The sequence below is a fragment of the Rhodococcus tibetensis genome (assembly GCF_024438035.1).
GTDB classification, from domain to species: Bacteria; Actinomycetota; Actinomycetes; order Mycobacteriales; family Mycobacteriaceae; genus Rhodococcus_F; species Rhodococcus_F tibetensis.
This window is the reverse complement of sequence record NZ_JANFQF010000004.1, coordinates 103,351-121,441: the sequence shown is the minus strand read 5'-3', so window position 1 is coordinate 121,441 and position 18,091 is coordinate 103,351. Positions and strand designations below refer to the sequence as shown.

Here is an 18,091-nt window from a genome sequence, read left to right as displayed (position 1 = left end):
GTGTCGGCCGTGTCGCCGCTCACAGTCACGCTTACGTTCGTAGAGGACGGTGTGTTCACAAAGGAAGGTTCTGGTCATTGTGGTGGCAGCGGCCTGTGCATGTCACCTGCGGCGGAACATGCCGGTGCGCCGACATTCGCCGGCCAGACGCCCGCAGCCACCACGACCTGTCCGGCCCTACCGTGGAGTGGGTTGTCAGACCGGCGAGGGTGCCGATCGCCTCAGTGGGGCGCTCAGTCGGCGCCCGTCATCGAGGCGCTCAGGCTCTGCCCGAAGCAATATGACAGTCTGCCCCGACAGCCTCCTCATCGAGGTGACCCCCGACCGGACGGGGACGCCGACCTACGCGCGGTCAACACCGACCGAGCTCCCTCGTCCGTGAACGCTACCGTCTTCGACTCCCACCGCTGGCGAGATTTCACCCCCACGATCACCGGACCGGCGTTCGTCAGCAGCAGGTAGTCGGGATTGTGCCTGCGGCCCTTGCCGCGACAGGGGACGGCAGCAGAAACGGTTGAGCGACCCCGCGCTGCATCCCCGCATCGAAATCCGCGAAAAGCAACCGCGCCAGGTCCAGCCGAGACTCGTAGATCACGTGCCCGGACTCGGTCGCCGACCAAATTGGCTCCCGAATAGCGTTTCTGACCTTGATGCGAGCGAAAACTCCGCCACGGCAACGCGCCAACACCATCCTCGACGCGGACGTCCGGCAACGGTCGGATCTCCTCGGCGCCGTCCATCGCGCGGTGGCGAGCGAGCAGCCGCGTACTCGAATCTACCGAACTTGCATGCGATTTCGACGATCCAGCCACCGAAGCGATCCCTATCGCAGCATCTCCCAGCATCGGTAGTAACTCGCTCGGATCATCCACCGCTACGCGGCCCCAACACAGCCACGCCGAGACAATCTCACCCAATTGCCAATCGGCCACCGAGTGGCCCCCAGATGAGATTTGGGCACGGGTCTCGGGACCCTACAACATGGTCGGCGATCGAAGCCGCCCGAAACACGGGGCGGGAGCCGTCCCCGCACCAAGCCGATCGAGGCCTGCGGGGGTCTCGGACAACGCTGGTCGTGGGATGTCAACGGAACTGCGCGGACCGCGTACGCAGGACTGCTACGAGCTGTATCTGGTGAGCCCCGGACTGTCGGGAATCAACACCAACGTGTCTCAGACAGGCTGACAACTTCCGGAAAGTGGTGCAGGTGCAGCTAAGTGCTTTACGCGCCGGCGAGTGCGATGCTTCCCTCTTCGGCGAGCAGCAGACGCATGTGCTCGCGCATGCGTAGGGCGTCGGGCTCGAGTTCGGTGAAGATGCGGAACGAATCGACCGCCTGGCCGACGGCCATCCCGATACCGCTGAGCGTGCGCGCCCCGATGTCGCGCGCACGTCGCAGCAGTTCGGTTTCCGCCGGGCGGTAGACGACGTCGGCAACCCACAAATCGGACCGGAGCAGCTCGGCGTCCAGCGCCATGCCGGGATGATGAGCCATGCCGAGCGGGGTGGCATGGATGAGGCCTTGCGCTGCTCCGACGGCGGCGGGCACGGCGGTGAGATCACCGGAGACGACGACGCGGTCCGGGAACATGGCTGCCAATGAATCCCGCAGCTGCTGTGAACGTGTGGCGTCAGCATCGATGATCGTGAAGTGCTCGGCCCCGCGGGTCAACGCCGCGTATGCGACGGCCGCGCCCGCCCCGCCGGCGCCGAGCTGGACCACACGATCGGTCGGCGCACCGTCGAGGCCCTCGTCCATGTTCCGCGCGAACCCGGACCAGTCGGTGTTGTGGCCGATGAGCCGTCCGCCGTCGATGTGCACCGTGTTGACGGCACCGAGCGTGCGGGCGTCGTCGGACAGGTCGTCGAGGAGCGGGATGATCATCTGCTTGCAGGGATGCGTGATGTTGAGCCCGTTGAACCCGAGGAGCTTGGCGGCTGCCAGGAGGTGGGGCAGTCCCTCGACGCCCATGCCCAGCGTCTCGAGGTCGAAGATCCGGTAGACGTACCCGACTCCCTGCGCCCGGCCCTCCGCCTCGTGCAACGAAGGCGTCAAGGACTTCGAGATTCCCGAGCCGATCAGCCCGCACAGGTACGACGGGCGGGAAACGGCGGTGGTGTCGAGGGCAGGAGAAATCATGACGGTCACTTCCGAGAGGGGGTCTACCGGTTAATTAACTATCTAGTGAGTTATGTCACGGTAGCATACCTCCATAACGGGCGAAAGCAACAGCGATGAACAGGAGTTCTCGAAATGACACGCGGCGACGCAACGGAGAAGACGGCCACACAAGAGAGGGTGAAACGCACACGGAATCCCGAAAAGACAAAGGAAGACATCCTGCGCGTGGCGATGAAGGAGTTCGCCGACAAGGGATTGGCCGGCGCCCGCATCGACGAGATCGCGGCCAAAACCGCCACGACGAAGCGGATGCTCTACTACTACTTCGGCGACAAGGACGGCTTGTATCGGGCGGTTCTGCAGCGCGCGTACGAGGAGATCCGGTACGAGGAATCGCAGCTCGACGTCGATCACCTCGATCCGACCGAGGCGATCAGGGCGCTCGCCGAGTTGACCTTCGATCACCATGAGGCGCACCCCGACTTCATTCGGCTGGTCGCAATCGAGAACACGAATCGGGGCGCGAATTTGAGCCGGGCCGAGGGCCTGCAGGAGACCCAGACCCCTGCCATCCGCACGCTCGAGAAAATTCTCCAGCGAGGGCAGGACGCCGGAACCTTCCGCGCCGACACCACCGCCCTCGACATCCACATGCTCATCAGCGCGTACTGCGTATTTCGGGTGGCAAACCGGTACACGTTCAAGGCGTTGTTCGACTGGGACCTCACGGGGGCCGAGAACCGCCCCCACCTGCGCACCATGCTCGGTGACGTCGTCCTTGCCTACCTCCAGCAGCCCGGCAAGTTATGAACTAACCATTTCGACCATTATTGACGAGAGCGTGTGACCGGGGTTACCTTGCTTGCACGACCTTCGAACAGCCGCTCGTCGAGCGCAGCGTGTTCGCCCTCCACGCTCCCAGGAGTATCGATGACCATCGACTACGGCACCGGCGTCTCCGGTCGAAACGGTGACGGCAACGCCCGCTCCTCCGTCGACCCCAATGCCGATCCCATCAACGCGAAGAAGGCAGCAAAAGCCGCCTTCTTCGGCAGCCTGCTCGAGTACTACGACTTCTACATTTTCGCCTCGGCTGCCGCGCTGGTGTTTCCCCACGTGTTCTTCGAAGGCTCGAAGAATCCGTTGCTGCTGTCGCTGGCCACGTTCGGCATCTCCTACGTCGCCCGCCCCATCGGCGCGGTGTTCGTCGGACACTTCGGCGACCGGGCCGGACGCAAGAAGGTGATGATGTTCTGCCTGGTGCTCATGGGTGTCGTCACCTTCCTGATCGGCTGTCTGCCTTCCTCGGAGACCGCGGGCATGGTGGGGCCTGCGCTGCTGGTGCTCCTGCGCATCTGCCAGGGCATCTCCGCTGCCGGTGAGCAGTCTGGAGCCGGTTCCCTCACCCTCGAGCACTCCCCCGCCCACCGTCGCGGATTCTTCTGCAGCTGGACCCTGACCGGAACCCAGGCCGGCTTCATCGTAGCCAGCCTCGCGTTCATCCCGGTCGCCTCGCTGCCGGACGAGACCCTCTACAGCTGGGGCTGGCGTGTCCCGTTCTGGTGCAGCCTCTTAGTCCTCGTCGTCGCCTACATCGTGCGTCGCAAGCTCGAAGAGCCCGAGATCTTCATCGCGAACAAGGAAGCACTGGACGAGACCCCCGCGCCGCTGCCCGTCGTCGACCTGTTCCGCACGCATTGGCGTGACGTGCTGCGCGTCGTGTTCTGCGCCTTCATCGCCGTCGTCAGCACCGTCTTCTCCGTCTTTGGTCTCGCCTATGCCACCACCCCGGACATCGGGATGAGCCGCACCACCATGCTGTGGGTCGCGATCGCAGCCAACTGTGTCGCGCTGATCTCACAGCCGCTACTCGGCATCCTGTCCGACCGGATCGGCCGCAAGCCCGTCTTCATCGGTGGCGCGATCGGTTCCGCCGCCGGGATCTTCTTGTACTTCTCCGCAATCGGCACCGGCAACGTCACACTGATCTTCCTCGCCGGAATCCTGCTCATGGGCGGCGTCTACGCCGGGACCAACGCCATCTGGCCCGCCTTCTACGCCGAAATGTTCTCGTCTCGCGTCCGCTATTCGGGCATGGCGATCGGCACGCAGCTCGGGTTCGCACTCGCCGGGTTCGCCCCCACCATCGCCCAGGCGCTCCGCGGCGCCGACCCCAAGAACTGGGTGCCCGTCGCGATCTTCACCGCAATGTGCGCACTCGTCGCCGCGGCTTCTGCCTCCACCGCCAAGGAGAACTCCCGCACTCCGTTGCTCGACCTCGACAAGGAGGACGTCGCGCTCACGAAGGCGAAGGCGAAGGCGAACGCGAAGGTCTGACCCGCTCGGAAACGAACCATGCGCCCGGCACATGTGCCGGGCGCATCGTCGTGTCAGTGCCTAACGCCGCAGTTCGTGGGTGAGTGCTTCGAGCTCGTCGCCGCCCGCCATCTGCTGAGTCAGTTCTTCGAGTGTGATGTTGTCGAAGGTGCAGTCGAGCTTCTGCTGTCCGCGATTGAGCAACACGAAGTGGTCACCGACCATATAGGCGTGATGCGGATTGTGGGTGATGAACACGACCCCGAACCCCTGCTCCTTGGCGGCGGAGATGTATCGCAGCACCATGCCCGACTGCTTGACCCCGAGCGCGGCCGTCGGCTCGTCGAGGATGAGGACGCGGGCTCCGAAGAAGATGGCCCGGGCAATGGCGACGCATTGCCGCTGGCCACCCGACAACGACCCGATCGGCGCATCGACGTCGGGCAGGTCGATACCCATCTTGGCCAGTTCCGATTTGGTGGTCGCCCTCATCGCGTCGGCGTCGAGCGACTTGATCAGCCCACCCTTCCGCAGCTCCTGTCCGAGGAAGAAGTTTCGCCACACCGGCATCAACGACACCACCGCGAGGTCCTGGTACACGGTGGCGATGCCCTTCTGCAACGCCTCCTTGGGATTACGGAACGTCGTGGGTTTACCGTCCACGAGCAGTTCGCCTTCGCTCTGCTGGTGCAGACCCGAGATGATCTTGATGAGAGTCGACTTTCCGGCGCCGTTGTCGCCGAGAACACCGGTGACCTCGCCCGCCCCTACGCGCAGGTTGATCCCCTGGAGCGCGATGATGTTGCCGTACTGCTTGCCGACGTTCTTCAGTTCGATCAGGGGCACCTTGCCACCCGACTCCGAATCGACGGGAACTTCAGCGGTCGTACTCATGGACCCTCACCTTTTCGCGGCGTAGTTGCGGAATGCGTTGTTGGCGACGACGGCGAAGAGCAGCATCGCACCGAGGAAGAACTTGAACCAGTCGGGGTTCCAGCCGGCGTAGACGATGCCCTGGTTGGTCATGCCGAAGATGAACGCGCCGATGGCCGCACCGATTGCGGTACCGTACCCGCCGGTCAGCAGGCAACCGCCGATGACCGCGGCGATGATGTACAGGAACTCGTTGCCGACGCCCTGGCCGGACTGCACCGTGTCGAACGAGAACAGCAAGTGCATACCGACGAACCAGGCCGCGAAGCCGACGGTCATGAACAGGCCGATCTTGACCTTCGTGACCGGAACGCCGACCGCCCGGGCGCTGTCCTGACTGCCGCCGACGGCGAAGATCCAGTTGCCGATCCGGGTCTTGAACAGTACGTACGTCGCGATCGCGGTGAACAGCAGCCACCACAGGACGGTAATGCGGACGGAAATCCCGCCGATCACGAACGACGACGCGAACACCTTCTTTGCGGAGTCGAAACCCTGCATGTCGGAGACGCTGGGGGTGGCGACCTGACCGGTGACGAGCTTGGTGACGGCAAGGTTGATACCGGTCAGCATGAGAAAAGAGCTCAGGGTGATGAGGAAGCTGGGGATCTTGGTGCGCATCACGAGATAGCCGTTGAGGAAGCCAACGGCCAGCGACACGACGAGTGCGAGGGCGGCGCCCACCCACAGATTGAGATGGAGGTTGTACGAGATCATCGACGCCGCAATGGAACTGGTGGTCACTGCGACACCGGCCGAGAGGTCGAACTCCCCGCCGATCATGAGCAGGGCAACTGCACAGGCCATGATGCCGATGGTCGAACTGGCGTAGAGCACCGTTGCCAAGGCCTCGGGAGTACGAAACGGAGGCGCCACGATCGCGAAGAAGATGAAGATTGCAACGGCACCGAACAGCGACCCCACTTCGGGACGAATGAGCAGGCGTTGCAGGCGTTTCTGCTCCTTGACCCGCTCGTCGGTGACGATCTTATGACTGGCGAGGTCCATATCGGACTGTGTGGACATGTCTTCCCTTCCGTGCCGAGAAACTCAGCGAGTCCCGTTCTCGGCATACTCGGCGACCGAGTCGATATTTGATTGGTCGATGAAGGCCGGGCCGGTCAGGGTCGGGGTGCCACCACCGATCGTGTTGCCGTTGTTGAGATACAGCCAGAGCGAGTCGACAGCGAGGTATCCCTGCAGGAACGGCTGCTGGTCGACAGCCCACTGCACGGCACCGGACTTGATGGCATCGACGAGTGCGGCGTTGGTGTCGAAGGTGACCACCTTCGCGTCGCTGCCGGCGTTGGTGACCGACTGCGCCGCGGTCAGAGCGATCGGAGCACCGAGGGCCACGACGTGATCGACGGAAGGGTCCTGCTGCAGTTTTGCGGTTATCGTGGACTCGACCGACGGCATGTCCTTGCTGTTGACGTTCAGGATCTCGGTCTGCCCCCGGAAACCTTTCGTGACACCGGCGCACCGGGATTCCAGGGCCACCTGACCCTGTTCCTGTATCACACAGAGCACCTTCTTTGCCCCGTCCTTGTCGAGACGTTCACCGGCCGCCACTCCGGCGAGCATCTCGTCCTGCCCGAAGTACTGCTGTATGTCATCCGCCTTGTACTGGTCGAAGCCCGAGTTGAAGGCTACGACGGGAATCCCAGCGGACAGGGCGCTCTCCACCGCTGGGGCCATCGCTTCCGGCTTGGCCAGCGTGACCGCGATGCCGTCGACATCGCTGTCGATAGCGCTCTGCACAAGGTTGGCCTGGTTCGGCGCCTCCGGGTCCGCCGAGTATCGGAGTTCGATGTTGTCCTTGGCTGCGGCCGTCTCGGCCCCCTTGCGGATCAGATCCCAGAAGGAGTCACCGGGCACCTCGTGCGTGATCATCGCGACGGTGGCCCTGGGGGTGTCGGCGGTTCCCGCCCCCATCCCGCTGCCCGAGCTGTCGGGCCTTCCCCCGGTGCTCGAGCAGGACGCGAGACCCAGCACGATCACGGCCGAACCCGCAATGATTGCCGCCCCCGTACGGTCCTTCAGAAACGTCATGTGGACTTCCTCTCGGGTGAAATCGGGCGGCCGAATCGCAGGATCCGGCCCGGCCCTCTCAGGAAGATGTAATACGGGTCATACTTGAAAGTCAACACTTTGTTCTGACATTAGGACTGCATATCAAACAGTCCGACGGGTTGCCGACCGCTGCCGCAAGCTCCTGCAGGGCCGCGTTCAGAGTATTGGCATCGGTCGGTTCCGCCGGTCCCACATCAGCGAAGACAAGGCTGTTATATGCGGAGAATCCGATCGAGCGCAGCGCTCCGCTGACGAACAGGATTGCGACGAGAACCGATAGGGGCGTCGTGGCCAGCAGGCCGAAACAGCCGATCGTCAGCACACCGTTCCAGATCAACACCGCCCGAATCCCGAAGCGCCGCATCAATCAGGCGGTACAGCGAACCGCTGCCAGTCCCCGGGGAAACGACGCGGGCAGTGCCCTACCGGTCGACAACCGTGGTGTCGAAGTAGTACCGCGACGCCCGGTAGCAGTGGCTGCCGAACTCGACGGCGCTGCCCGAATCGTCGAACGCGGTCCGGTTCATCGTCAGCAGCGGCGCCCCGGTCTTCTCGTCGAGAAGATTCGCCTCCGCCTTGCTCGCCGCCTTCGCGCCGATGCGCTGCCGGGCCAGCCGGATGTGCACTCCGCGGGCGCGCAGTGCGTGGTAGAGGCCCTGCGTCTCGAGTTCCTCGGCGTCGGGTGCGAGGTCGACCGGAATGTGGTTGGTCATCAGCGCGAGCGGCTCTCCGTTAGTGCTCCGCAGCCGCCGGATCGAGGCGACCTCCGAGCCTTCCGACAAGTTGAGCTCGGCAGCGACCTCGGCGGAGGGCACCCCGATCCCGTAGTCGAGCAGCTTGGTGGTCGGGCTCTGCCCCGCCCGAGCGAGGTCGTCGAAAAGGCTGGTGAGCTCGACCGGACGATGCACGGCGCTCTGCACCACCTGCGTGCCGACACCCCGCTTGCGGACCAGCAACCCCTTGTCGACGAGTTCCTGGATGGCGCGGCGGGTGGTGGGTCGCGACAGGTTCAAACGTTTGGCGAGAGCAAGTTCGTTCTCGAAGCGATCACCGGGCGCAAGCTCCCCACCGATGATCGCATTCTCGATCGTCTGGGCGAGCTGGAAATACAGCGGAATTGGGCTCGATCGGTCGAGCTCGACTGCGAGCGGTGCACCCACGGACAACTCCGATCCTCTTCGCGGGCGACGTCAGTTGCCGCCAACTTTTCCCGAAGTGTATGCGAACACTAACACCCGATTGACTTCAAGTAATAATGTCAGGACAAACTGTTGACAGCGGGCGGTGAAATGGAGCACAGTTTCAGCAAGACCTCGGCGCTCTGCGCAGACCACCCACCACGACCTTCACGGGAGTCAGCCTTGACCACCTTCCAGACGCAACCCAGCCAGAGTGGAGTGGACGTCCTCGCCATCGGGCGCTGCGGCGTGGACATCTATCCACTCCAGACCGGTGTCGGGCTCGAGCACGTCGAGACGTTCGGCAAGTTCCTCGGCGGAAGCGCGGCCAACGTCGCCGTTGCCGCCGCCCGCCTCGGCTGCCGCAGCGCCCTCATCTCGGGAGTCGGCAACGATCCGTTCGGACGCTTCGTCCGCACGGCACTCACCGACCTCGGTGTCGACAACCGCTACGTCGGCATCGACACCGAGCACCCGACTCCCGTCACGTTCTGTGAGATCTTCCCGCCGGACGACTTTCCGCTGTACTTCTACCGCAAGCCTGTCGCCCCGGACCTGCAGGTGACGCCGTCGGACCTCGACCTCGACGCGGTCCGCGACGCGAAGCTCTACTGGTCGACCGTCACCGGACTGTCCGAAGAGCCCAGCCGCAGTAGCCATTTCGCAGCCTGGGAGGCGCGCGGACGCCGCAGCCATACCGTCCTCGATCTCGACTACCGCCCGATGTTCTGGTCCTCCCCCGCCGAGGCCACCGCTCAGGTGCAGCGCGCCCTCCAGCAGGTCACCGTCGCGGTCGGCAACCGCGAGGAGTGCGAGATCGCGGTCGGCGAGACCAACGCGCACAAGGCGGCCGACGCCTTGCTCGACCTCGGCGTCGAACTGGCCATCGTCAAGCAGGGCCCCAAGGGCGTCCTCGGGAAAACGCGCACCCAGAGCATCACGGTGCCCCCGAACGACGTCCAGGTGGTCAACGGCCTCGGTGCCGGTGACAGCTTCGGCGGCACGCTGTGCCACGGCCTGCTCGCCGGGTGGCCGCTCGAGAAGATCTTGCGCTATGCCAACGCCGCGGGGGCGATCGTCGCTTCCCGGCTCGAATGCTCCACCGCGATGCCGACGGCCGACGAGGTCCGGGAGCTCGCCGAGTCCACCGCTTCGGAGGCCGTCAATGTCTGAAACCCTCGCTCACCGCGCAGTCTGCGCGTCCTACGCCGACGTCACCGAGGTACGCGCGAACGACCCGGCCGCCATCGACCGCGCCTGGGCTACCCGGATCGCCCGGCCCACGGTGCGCGGTAACGGCCGGCTCATGATCGTCGCCGCCGACCACCCCGCCCGCGGCGCGCTCTCGGTCGGCGACCGCCCGACCGCGATGAACAGTCGCACCGACCTCCTCGACCGCCTCCGCACCGCCCTTCGCAACCCCGGTGTGGACGGCGTGCTCGCCACCGCCGACATCCTCGACGATCTGGTGCTGCTCGGCGCGCTCGACGACAAGGTGGTCATCTCGTCGATGAACCGCGGCGGCCTGGCCGGCGCCAGTTTCGAACTCGACGACCGGATGACCGGCTACACCGCGGCCGGCACCGCGAAGGCCGGCATGAACGGCGGAAAGATGCTGTGCCGCATCGATCTCGACGACCCCGGCACACTCTCCACCCTTACCACGTGCGCCCAGGCGGTCGATGCGCTGGCCGAGGCCGGACTGATGGCCATGGTGGAACCGTTCCTGTCGCGGCGTGTCGACGGCAAGGTCAAGAACGATCTCAGCGCCGACGCCGTGATCAAGTCGATCCACATCAGCCAGGGCCTGGGGTCCACGTCCGCGTACACGTGGATGAAGCTTCCGGTGGTCGACGAGATGGAACGTGTGATGGATGCGACGACGCTTCCGACGCTGCTGCTCGGCGGAGACCCACAGATATCCCCCGAGGAAACGTTCGCGAGCTGGGCCAAGGCGCTGGCGCTTCCGTCGGTCCGCGGCCTGATCGTCGGCCGCACCCTGCTGTACCCGCGGGACGAGGACGTCGCCGCCGCGGTCGACACCGCCGTATCCCTCGTTCACTGACGCACGCCGGAGAGGCCCACGATGAACAGCAAGTACTACGTGCCGGTCGGTTCCGCGGCCACCGGACCGTTCGACCTCGAGGTCACCCCCGAATCCGCGGGCTGGACCGAATCGAGTCTCCGGGTGCTCACCCTGGCCGCCGGCGGGTCGGCCGAACTCGCGTCCGGTGACGACGAGATCATCGTCGTGCCACTGGCCGGGTCCGCGGCGGTGTCGAGCGTGGGCACCGAGTTCGCCCTCACCGGACGGCGGTCCGTGTTCGACGGACCGAGCGACTTCGCCTACGTGGGCCGGGATTCGGCCTACACGGTGACGAGCGCGGCCGGTGGACGATTCGCCCTGTGTGGGGCCCGCGCGCGGCAGAAATTCCCGTTCCGGTACGTCCCGGCAGCCGACATCTCCGTCGAACTGCGCGGCGCGGGCAATTGCAGCCGCCAGGTGCACAACTTCGGCACCGCCGATCGCTTCGAAGCCGATTCGATCATCGCGTGCGAGGTCATCACTCCCGGTGGCAACTGGTCGTCGTACCCGAGCCACAAGCACGACGAGAACAGCGACGTCGAGTCGCAGCTCGAGGAGATCTACTACTTCGAGATCGCCGACGCCAATTCCACCGCAGTGGATTTCGGCGGGACCGGATTCGGCTACCATCGCGTGTACGGCACTCCGGAGCGGCCCATCGAGGTGCTCGAGGAAGTGCGCTCCGGCGACGTGGTCCTCGTGCCGCACGGCTACCACGGACCGTCGATCGCCGCCCCCGGACATCACATGTACTACCTGAACGTCATGGCCGGGCCCGGCGAAGACCGCGCCTGGAACATCTGCGACGACCCGGCCCACACCTGGCTGCGCGGCAGCTGGGAACACCAGACCGTCGATCCCCGCCTCCCCCTCCACGCACCGTCCGAAGGAGCATGACCGTGGTGTCCACCGCGCCGATATCGGCGAGCAAGAACCCCAACGCCGAGGGCACCGTCCACCTCACGGTGGCTCAGGCAACCATCCGTTTCCTCGCCAATCAGTACGTCGAGCGGGACGGCGAGCGCACCAAGTTCTTCGCCGGCTGCTTCGGCATCTTCGGCCACGGCAACGTCGCCGGGCTCGGTCAGGCACTGCTGCAGGCCGAGATCGACGCCGTCGAAGCCGGTACCGAATCCGAACTTCCGTACGTCCTCGGGCGCAACGAGCAGGCGATGGTGCACAGCGCGGTCGCGTACGCGCGCCAGAAGGATCGTCTGCAGACGTGGGCGGTGTCGGCCAGCGTCGGCCCCGGCTCGACCAACATGCTGACGGGCGCGGCGCTCGCCACCATCAACCGGCTGCCCGTCCTGCTCCTGCCCGCCGACACGTTCGCGACCCGCGCGAGCGCGCCGGTGCTGCAGGAACTCGAACTGCCGTCGAGTGGCGACGTCACCGTCAACGACGCGTTCAAACCGCTGTCGCGCTTCTTCGACCGGGTGTGGCGACCGGAGCAGTTGCCTTCGGCCTTGCTCGGCGCGATGCGCGTGCTGACCGACCCCGTCGAGACGGGTGCGGCCACCGTCGCCATTCCGCAGGACGTGCAGGCGGAGGCGTTCGACTGGCCGGAGTCACTGTTCGCCGAGCGCACGTGGCACGTGGCCCGGCCGCTTCCCGAGAAGTCGGTGATCGAGCGGGCCGCGGACGTGATCCGGTCGGCGAAGAAGCCGCTGATCGTCGCGGGCGGCGGCCTGATCTACTCGGGCGCCACCGAGACACTGGCCTCGTTCGCCGAGGCGACCGGCATCCCGGTCGGTCAGAGTCAGGCCGGCAAGGGCTCACTGCCCTACGACCACCCGCAGTCGGTCGGCGCAATCGGCTCGACCGGCACCACGGCGGCCAACGCTCTCGCCACCGAGGCCGACGTGATCATCGGCATCGGCACCCGTTACAGCGATTTCACCACGGCGTCGCGCACCGCGTTCAACAACCCCGACGTGCGGTTCGTCAACATCAACGTCGCGTCGATCGACTCGGTGAAGCAGGGCGGCGTCAGCGTCGTCGCAGACGCCCGCGAGGCACTCGAGGCGCTCACCGCGGCACTGGGCGACTACCAGGTTTCCGGCGAGTACCGAGCGCGCACAGTAGAACACGCAGCTCACTGGGAGTCCACGGTCGACTCGGTCTACAAGATCGACGACGACTCGCTCGGCCTGAACCAGAACCAGGTCATCGGTCTCGCCAACACGCTGTCCGATCCGCGCGACGTCGTCGTGTGCGCCGCCGGCTCCATGCCCGGCGACCTGCACAAGCTGTGGCGCACCCGCGACTCCAAGGGCTACCACGTCGAATACGGGTTCTCGTGCATGGGGTACGAGATCGCCGGCGGCATCGGCGCCAAGATGGCCTGCCCCGACCGCGACGTGTTCATCATGGTCGGCGACGGCTCGTACCTGATGATGGCCACCGAACTCGTCACGGCCGTGCAGGAGAACGTCAAGGTCATCGTGGTCCTCGTGCAGAACCACGGCTTCGCGTCCATCGGGTCGCTGTCGGAGTCGCTCGGCTCGCAGCGGTTCGGCACCGACTACCGCTACCGCGGCGACTCCGGCCGGCTCGACGGCGACATCCTGCCCGTCGATCTAGCGGCCAACGCCGCGAGCCTCGGCGCCGACGTGATCCGCGCGAACACGGCCGCCGAGTTCGCCGACGCCGTCAAGGTGGCGAAGGCGAGCGACAACACCACCGTCATCCACGTCGAGACGGATCCGCGAATCGCGGCCCCGGACAGCGAATCCTGGTGGGACGTGCCGGTCAGCTCGACCAGCACCCTCGACTCCACCCGGACCGCCTACGAGACGTACGCGCAGTGGAAGAAGATCCAGCGTCCGTTCCTCCGCCCGTCCGGCAACTGACAACCCTCCCGACACACTTTTCTCGAAAGGACTTCCCGATGAGCGTCATTCGCGTCGGATCCGCCCCCGACTCCTGGGGTGTCTGGTTCCCCGAAGACCCGCAGCAGACCCCGTACGAACGGTTCCTCGACGAGGTCTCCGCGTCCGGTTACGAGTGGATCGAGCTGGGCCCGTACGGCTACCTGCCGACCGATCCGCAGCAGCTCCGCGACGAACTCGCGGCCCACAATCTGAAGCTGTCGGCCGGCACCGTGTTCGAGCACCTGCACCAGGACGACTCCTGGGATGCCGTGTGGACCCAGATCGAGGACGTCGCGAAGCTGACCGCCGCCGTCGGTGGCAAGCATGTGGTCGTGATCCCGGAGATGTGGCGCGACCCGAGCAGCGGCGAGGTGCTCGAGGACCGCAATCTCACTGCGGAGCAGTGGAAGAAGAAGACCGGTGGCATGAACGAGCTGGGCAAGAAGATGTTCGAGCAGTACGGCGTGAAGGCGCAGTACCACCCGCACGCGGACAGCCACGTCGACACCGAGGAGAACGTGTACCGCTTCCTCGACGGCACCGACAGCGAATACGTGAACCTGTGCCTCGACACCGGCCACATCAGCTACTGCGGCGGCGACAACCTCGCGATCATCGAGCGCGCTCCCGAGCGGATCGGCTATCTGCACCTCAAGCAGGTCGATCCCGAGGTCCGCGCGAAAGTCGAGGCCGAGGACCTGCCGTTCGGCGAGGCCGTCAAACTCGGCGCGATGATCGAGCCGCCACTCGGCATCCCCGATCTGCCGCCGCTGCTCGCCGCGATCGAGAAGCTCGACATCGACGTGTTCGCGATCGTCGAGCAGGATCTCTACCCCTGCGCCGTGGACGTTCCGCTGCCGATCGCCCAGCGTACCCGTAAGTACTTGGGGTCCTGCGGGATCCCGTCCGTCAAGTTCGTCTAACCGATCACGTCAGGAGCTAGTCAGCTATGTCCGGAAGCAGTGTGAATTCCCCGTCGCTTCGCTCGCACCAGCACGACCTGCGCATCGCCGTCCTGGGTGTCGGAATGATGGGCGCCGATCACGTCGCACGCATCACCGAACGCATCAAGGGCGCCACCGTCGCCGTCGTCAACGACTACTTCATCGAGAAGGCCGAGCAGATCGCCACCGGGATCCCCGGCTGCCGGGTCATCAGCGACCCGCTCGACGCGATCGCCGACCCGGGGGTCGACGCCGTCGTCCTGGCCACCCCCGGCCCGACGCACGAGAAGCAGCTTCTCGCCTGCCTCGAGCACGGCAAGCCGGTGATGTGCGAGAAGCCGCTGACCACCGACGTCGCCACGTCCCTCGAGATCGTCAAGCGCGAAGCCGAGCTCGGCAAGAAGCTGATCCAGGTCGGCTTCATGCGACGTTTCGACCACGAGTACGAGCAGCTGAAGACGCTCATCGACGAAAACGTGTTCGGGCAGGTGCTCCTCGCGCACTGTGTGCACCGTAACCCGGTGGTGCCGCCCGGCTTCGACAGCTCGATGATCGTCAAGGACTCCCTGGTCCACGAGGTGGACGTCACCCGATTCCTGTTCGACGAGGAGATCACCTCGGTCCACATCCTCCGGCCGGCAGCGAACCCGGGTGCACCCGAGGGACTGCAGGATCCGCAGATCGCGATCTTCAGCACCGAGTCCGGTCGCCACGTCGACGTCGAGGTCTTCGTGACCACCGGCATCGCGTACGAGGTGCGCACCGAGATCGTCGCCGAGAAGGGTTCGGCTTTCATCGGTCTCGATGTCGGACTCGTCCGCAAGTACGGCACCGGCGCGGGCAGCGGCCGCTCGGGCGCCGGGGCATGGGGCGGGGAGATCACCCCGTCGTTCAAGGAACGCTTCGGCCAGGCCTACGACGTCGAGATCCAGCGCTGGGTCAACGCCGCCCGCACGGGCGCGGAGACCGGCACCTACATCGACGGACCGGGTGCGTGGGACGGCTACGCCGCCGCTGCCGTGTGCGCCGCCGGCGTGCAATCGCTCGAGACCGGCGAGCGGGTGGCCGTCGACATGGTCGACCGTTCCTCCATCCCAGGAGCGGAGCCTGCGGAGCGACCCATCGGACCGGGAGCCTGAACACGATGAAGATTGCACTCGACCCCACCCCCTTCCACCACGACTACTCACTTCTCGAACTGCCGGCGGTGGTTGCCGAACTCGGCTTCGAACACCTGCAGCTCACCCCGCATCGCGACATGATCCCGTTCTTCAACCACCCGAAGGCCGACGACGAACTGGTCCGGCAGTTCCGCAAGGCGTGCAGCGACGCGGGCGTCGGAATCGCCTCCGTGCTGCCGGTCCTGCGGTGGTCCGGCCCCGACGAAGACGCCCGCGAGGCGGCGGTGCGGTACTGGAAGCGCGCCATTCAGATCGCCGTCGACCTCGGTGTGAACGTGATGAACACCGAGTTCAGCGGCCGCCCGGAGAAGGCCGAGGAATCGGAGCGCGCGTTCTACCGGTCGATGGAGGAACTCGTCCCCATCATCGAGCGTGAAGGCATCGACGTTCGCATCGACCCGCACCCCGACGATTTCGTGGAGAACGGTCTGGACGCCATCCGGATGATCCGCGGCATCAACTCCAAGAACTTCGGACTGGTGTACGTCGCGTGCCACTCGTACCACATGGGCGCCGGCATGCTCGAGATCATGCGGGCGGCCGGCGACATGCTGCGGCTCGTCCATGTGGCGGACACGATGGATCACCACCGCTCCCACGGACTGCGGTACATCACCAACCCGCCCGGCAACCCGGTGCGTGTGCACCAGCACCTCAAGATCGGTGACGGCGACCTCGACTGGGACGAGTTCTTCGGCGGACTCGGCGAACTCGGCTTCTACGACAAACCCGACACGGTGATGGTGTCCAGCGTTTTCGCCGAAGACGAGAACGCCCACGACGTCTCCCGCTACCAACTGAAGACCATGAAGGATTACATCGCGCGCACGCGGTGAAAGGACAACACATGAGCACCAACATCACTCGCGAGATCGCACACTGGTCCGACGGCAAGGGTTTCGCCGGCACCAGCAGCAACACCGCCCCGGTCACCAACCCGGCGACCGGTGCCATCACCGGTCAGGTCGCCCTGGCCAGCGTCGAGGACGCCCGCGTCGTCATCGACGCTGCGGCCGCCGCGTTCCCCGCCTGGCGTGACACCTCCCTCGCCAAGCGTTCCGCCATCGTGTTCAAGTTCCGGGAACTGCTCAACGAGCGCAAGGGCGAGTTGGCGGAGATCATCACCGCCGAGCACGGCAAGGTCGTCTCCGACGCATTGGGTGAGGTGAGCCGCGGGCAGGAGGTCGTCGAATTCGCCTGCGGCATGCCACACCTGCTCAAGGGCGGCATGACCGAAAACGCGTCCACCAACGTCGACGTCTCCTCGATCCGGCAGCCCGTCGGCCCGGTCGGGATCATCTCCCCGTTCAACTTCCCCGCCATGGTCCCGATGTGGTTCTTCCCCATCGCCATCGCCGCCGGCAACACCGTCGTCCTCAAGCCGTCCGAGAAGGACCCGACCGCCGCGATCTGGATGGCCGAACTCTGGGCCGAGGCCGGCCTGCCCGCCGGGGTGTTCAACGTCCTGCAGGGCGACAAGACCGCCGTCGACGAACTCCTCACCAACCCCGCGATCAAGGCCATCTCCTTCGTCGGCTCCACCCCGATCGCCCAGTACGTGTACGCCACCGGCACCGCCCACGGCAAGCGCGTCCAGGCGCTGGGCGGGGCGAAGAACCACGCCATCGTCCTGCCCGACGCCGACCTCGACCTCGCCGCCGACGCCATGGTCAACGCCGGCTTCGGCTCCGCCGGTGAGCGCTGCATGGCCATCTCCGCTCTGGTCGCCGTCGGCGACATCGCCGACGAACTCGTCGCCAAGATCAAGAACCGCACCAACACCTTGAAGATCGGCGACGGCACCAAGGACTCCGACATGGGCCCCCTGGTGACGAAGGTGCACCGCGACAAGGTCGCCTCCTACATCGACGCCGGAGAGAAGGACGGGGCCAGCATCGTCGTGGACGGGCGCACCGTGCAGGCCGATGGCGGCAAGGACGGGTTCTGGCTCGGGCCGACCCTGATCGATCACGTCACCACCGAGATGTCCGTCTACACCGACGAAATCTTCGGACCCGTCCTCTCCGTGATCCGCGTCGAAACCTATGACGAGGCCCTGGAACTGGTGAACTCCAGCAAGTTCGGCAACGGAACCGCGATCTTCACCAACGACGGCGGCGCAGCCCGGCGGTTCCAGAACGAGGTCGAGGTCGGGATGGTCGGCATCAACGTCCCCATCCCCGTCCCCATGGCGTACTACAGCTTCGGCGGCTGGAAGAACTCGCTGTTCGGCGACACCCACGCCCACGGCACCGAAGGCATCCACTTCTTCACCCGCGGCAAGGTCGTCACCACCCGTTGGCTCGACCCCAGCCACGGCGGCCTCAACCTCGGATTCCCCCAGAACGCTTAAGTGCTGGTTCTCCGCGCCGGACCGTCCGCGGT

Annotated in this window: 15 protein-coding genes and 1 pseudogene; 10 read left to right on the top strand and 6 right to left on the bottom strand. The window is 65.6% G+C overall.

The genetic code is table 11. The annotated features are described in order from the left end of the window. Positions 1–1,222: 1,222 nt before the first annotated feature. Positions 1,223–2,140: a shikimate dehydrogenase gene (locus NOF53_RS06195; RefSeq protein ID WP_255966428.1), complete on the bottom strand. Its 918-nt coding sequence runs from the start codon at positions 2,138–2,140 to the stop codon at positions 1,223–1,225. A gap of 114 nt (positions 2,141–2,254) precedes the next feature. Between NOF53_RS06195 and NOF53_RS06190 the strand changes: the two genes are divergently transcribed. Both NOF53_RS06190 and NOF53_RS06185 read left to right on the top strand, forming a co-directional pair. Beyond that, positions 2,255–2,932: a TetR/AcrR family transcriptional regulator gene (locus tag NOF53_RS06190; RefSeq protein ID WP_255966427.1), complete on the top strand. Its 678-nt coding sequence runs from the start codon at positions 2,255–2,257 to the stop codon at positions 2,930–2,932. A 120-nt stretch (positions 2,933–3,052) separates the two neighbouring features. Continuing rightward, positions 3,053–4,459 carry an MFS transporter gene (locus tag NOF53_RS06185; protein ID WP_255966426.1) on the top strand — a complete coding sequence of 469 codons (1,407 nt, stop codon included), beginning with the start codon at positions 3,053–3,055 and terminating at the stop codon, positions 4,457–4,459. Between the two features lie 60 nt (positions 4,460–4,519). Here NOF53_RS06185 and NOF53_RS06180 read toward each other — a convergent pair whose 3' ends face one another. From NOF53_RS06180 to NOF53_RS06160, 5 genes and pseudogenes are all read right to left on the bottom strand, one after another. Then, positions 4,520–5,332 (bottom strand): ATP-binding cassette domain-containing protein, encoded by an 813-nt coding sequence (locus tag NOF53_RS06180; protein ID WP_255966425.1) that lies wholly within the window; start codon positions 5,330–5,332, stop codon positions 4,520–4,522. Positions 5,333–5,338: 6 nt separating this feature from the next. Then, entirely contained in the window at positions 5,339–6,397 is a 1,059-nt protein-coding gene (locus NOF53_RS06175; protein ID WP_255966424.1) for an ABC transporter permease, read from the bottom strand. Between the two features lie 24 nt (positions 6,398–6,421). Continuing rightward, positions 6,422–7,423 (bottom strand): substrate-binding domain-containing protein, encoded by a 1,002-nt coding sequence (locus tag NOF53_RS06170; RefSeq protein WP_255966423.1) that lies wholly within the window; start codon positions 7,421–7,423, stop codon positions 6,422–6,424. Between the two features lie 142 nt (positions 7,424–7,565). Next, positions 7,566–7,889: pseudogene (locus NOF53_RS06165) on the bottom strand (MFS transporter); the annotation flags it as partial. Then, positions 7,867–8,604: a GntR family transcriptional regulator gene (locus NOF53_RS06160; protein ID WP_255966422.1), complete on the bottom strand. Its 738-nt coding sequence runs from the start codon at positions 8,602–8,604 to the stop codon at positions 7,867–7,869. The pseudogene NOF53_RS06165 and the gene NOF53_RS06160, both read right to left, overlap by 23 nt. A 201-nt stretch (positions 8,605–8,805) precedes the next feature. Between NOF53_RS06160 and iolC the strand changes: the two genes are divergently transcribed. The 8 genes from iolC to NOF53_RS06120 are packed head-to-tail and all read left to right on the top strand — an operon-like array spanning position 8,806 to position 18,059. Continuing rightward, entirely contained in the window at positions 8,806–9,795 is a 990-nt protein-coding gene (iolC, locus tag NOF53_RS06155; protein WP_255966421.1) for a 5-dehydro-2-deoxygluconokinase, read from the top strand. After that, positions 9,788–10,687, top strand: a complete 900-nt coding sequence (locus tag NOF53_RS06150; RefSeq protein ID WP_255966420.1) for a Cgl0159 family (beta/alpha)8-fold protein — start codon at positions 9,788–9,790, stop codon at positions 10,685–10,687. Before iolC ends, NOF53_RS06150 begins: the two co-directional genes overlap by 8 nt. 21 nt (positions 10,688–10,708) lie before the next feature. Beyond that, positions 10,709–11,605 carry a 5-deoxy-glucuronate isomerase gene (gene iolB / locus NOF53_RS06145; RefSeq protein WP_255966419.1) on the top strand — a complete coding sequence of 299 codons (897 nt, stop codon included), beginning with the start codon at positions 10,709–10,711 and terminating at the stop codon, positions 11,603–11,605. Next, complete coding sequence (gene iolD, locus NOF53_RS06140) at positions 11,602–13,560, top strand: 3D-(3,5/4)-trihydroxycyclohexane-1,2-dione acylhydrolase (decyclizing) (protein ID WP_255966418.1); 1,959 nt, start codon at positions 11,602–11,604, stop codon at positions 13,558–13,560. Before iolB ends, iolD begins: the two co-directional genes overlap by 4 nt. 38 nt (positions 13,561–13,598) lie before the next feature. Beyond that, entirely contained in the window at positions 13,599–14,504 is a 906-nt protein-coding gene (locus NOF53_RS06135) for a sugar phosphate isomerase/epimerase family protein (protein WP_255966417.1), read from the top strand. 26 nt (positions 14,505–14,530) lie between these two features. Further along, positions 14,531–15,664, top strand: coding sequence for a Gfo/Idh/MocA family protein (locus NOF53_RS06130; RefSeq protein WP_255966416.1), 1,134 nt, complete (start codon positions 14,531–14,533; stop codon positions 15,662–15,664). Positions 15,665–15,669: 5 nt separating this feature from the next. After that, entirely contained in the window at positions 15,670–16,542 is an 873-nt protein-coding gene (locus tag NOF53_RS06125; RefSeq protein WP_255966414.1) for a sugar phosphate isomerase/epimerase family protein, read from the top strand. A gap of 11 nt (positions 16,543–16,553) precedes the next feature. Then, positions 16,554–18,059 carry a CoA-acylating methylmalonate-semialdehyde dehydrogenase gene (locus NOF53_RS06120; protein WP_255966412.1) on the top strand — a complete coding sequence of 502 codons (1,506 nt, stop codon included), beginning with the start codon at positions 16,554–16,556 and terminating at the stop codon, positions 18,057–18,059. Positions 18,060–18,091: the final 32 nt, after the last annotated feature.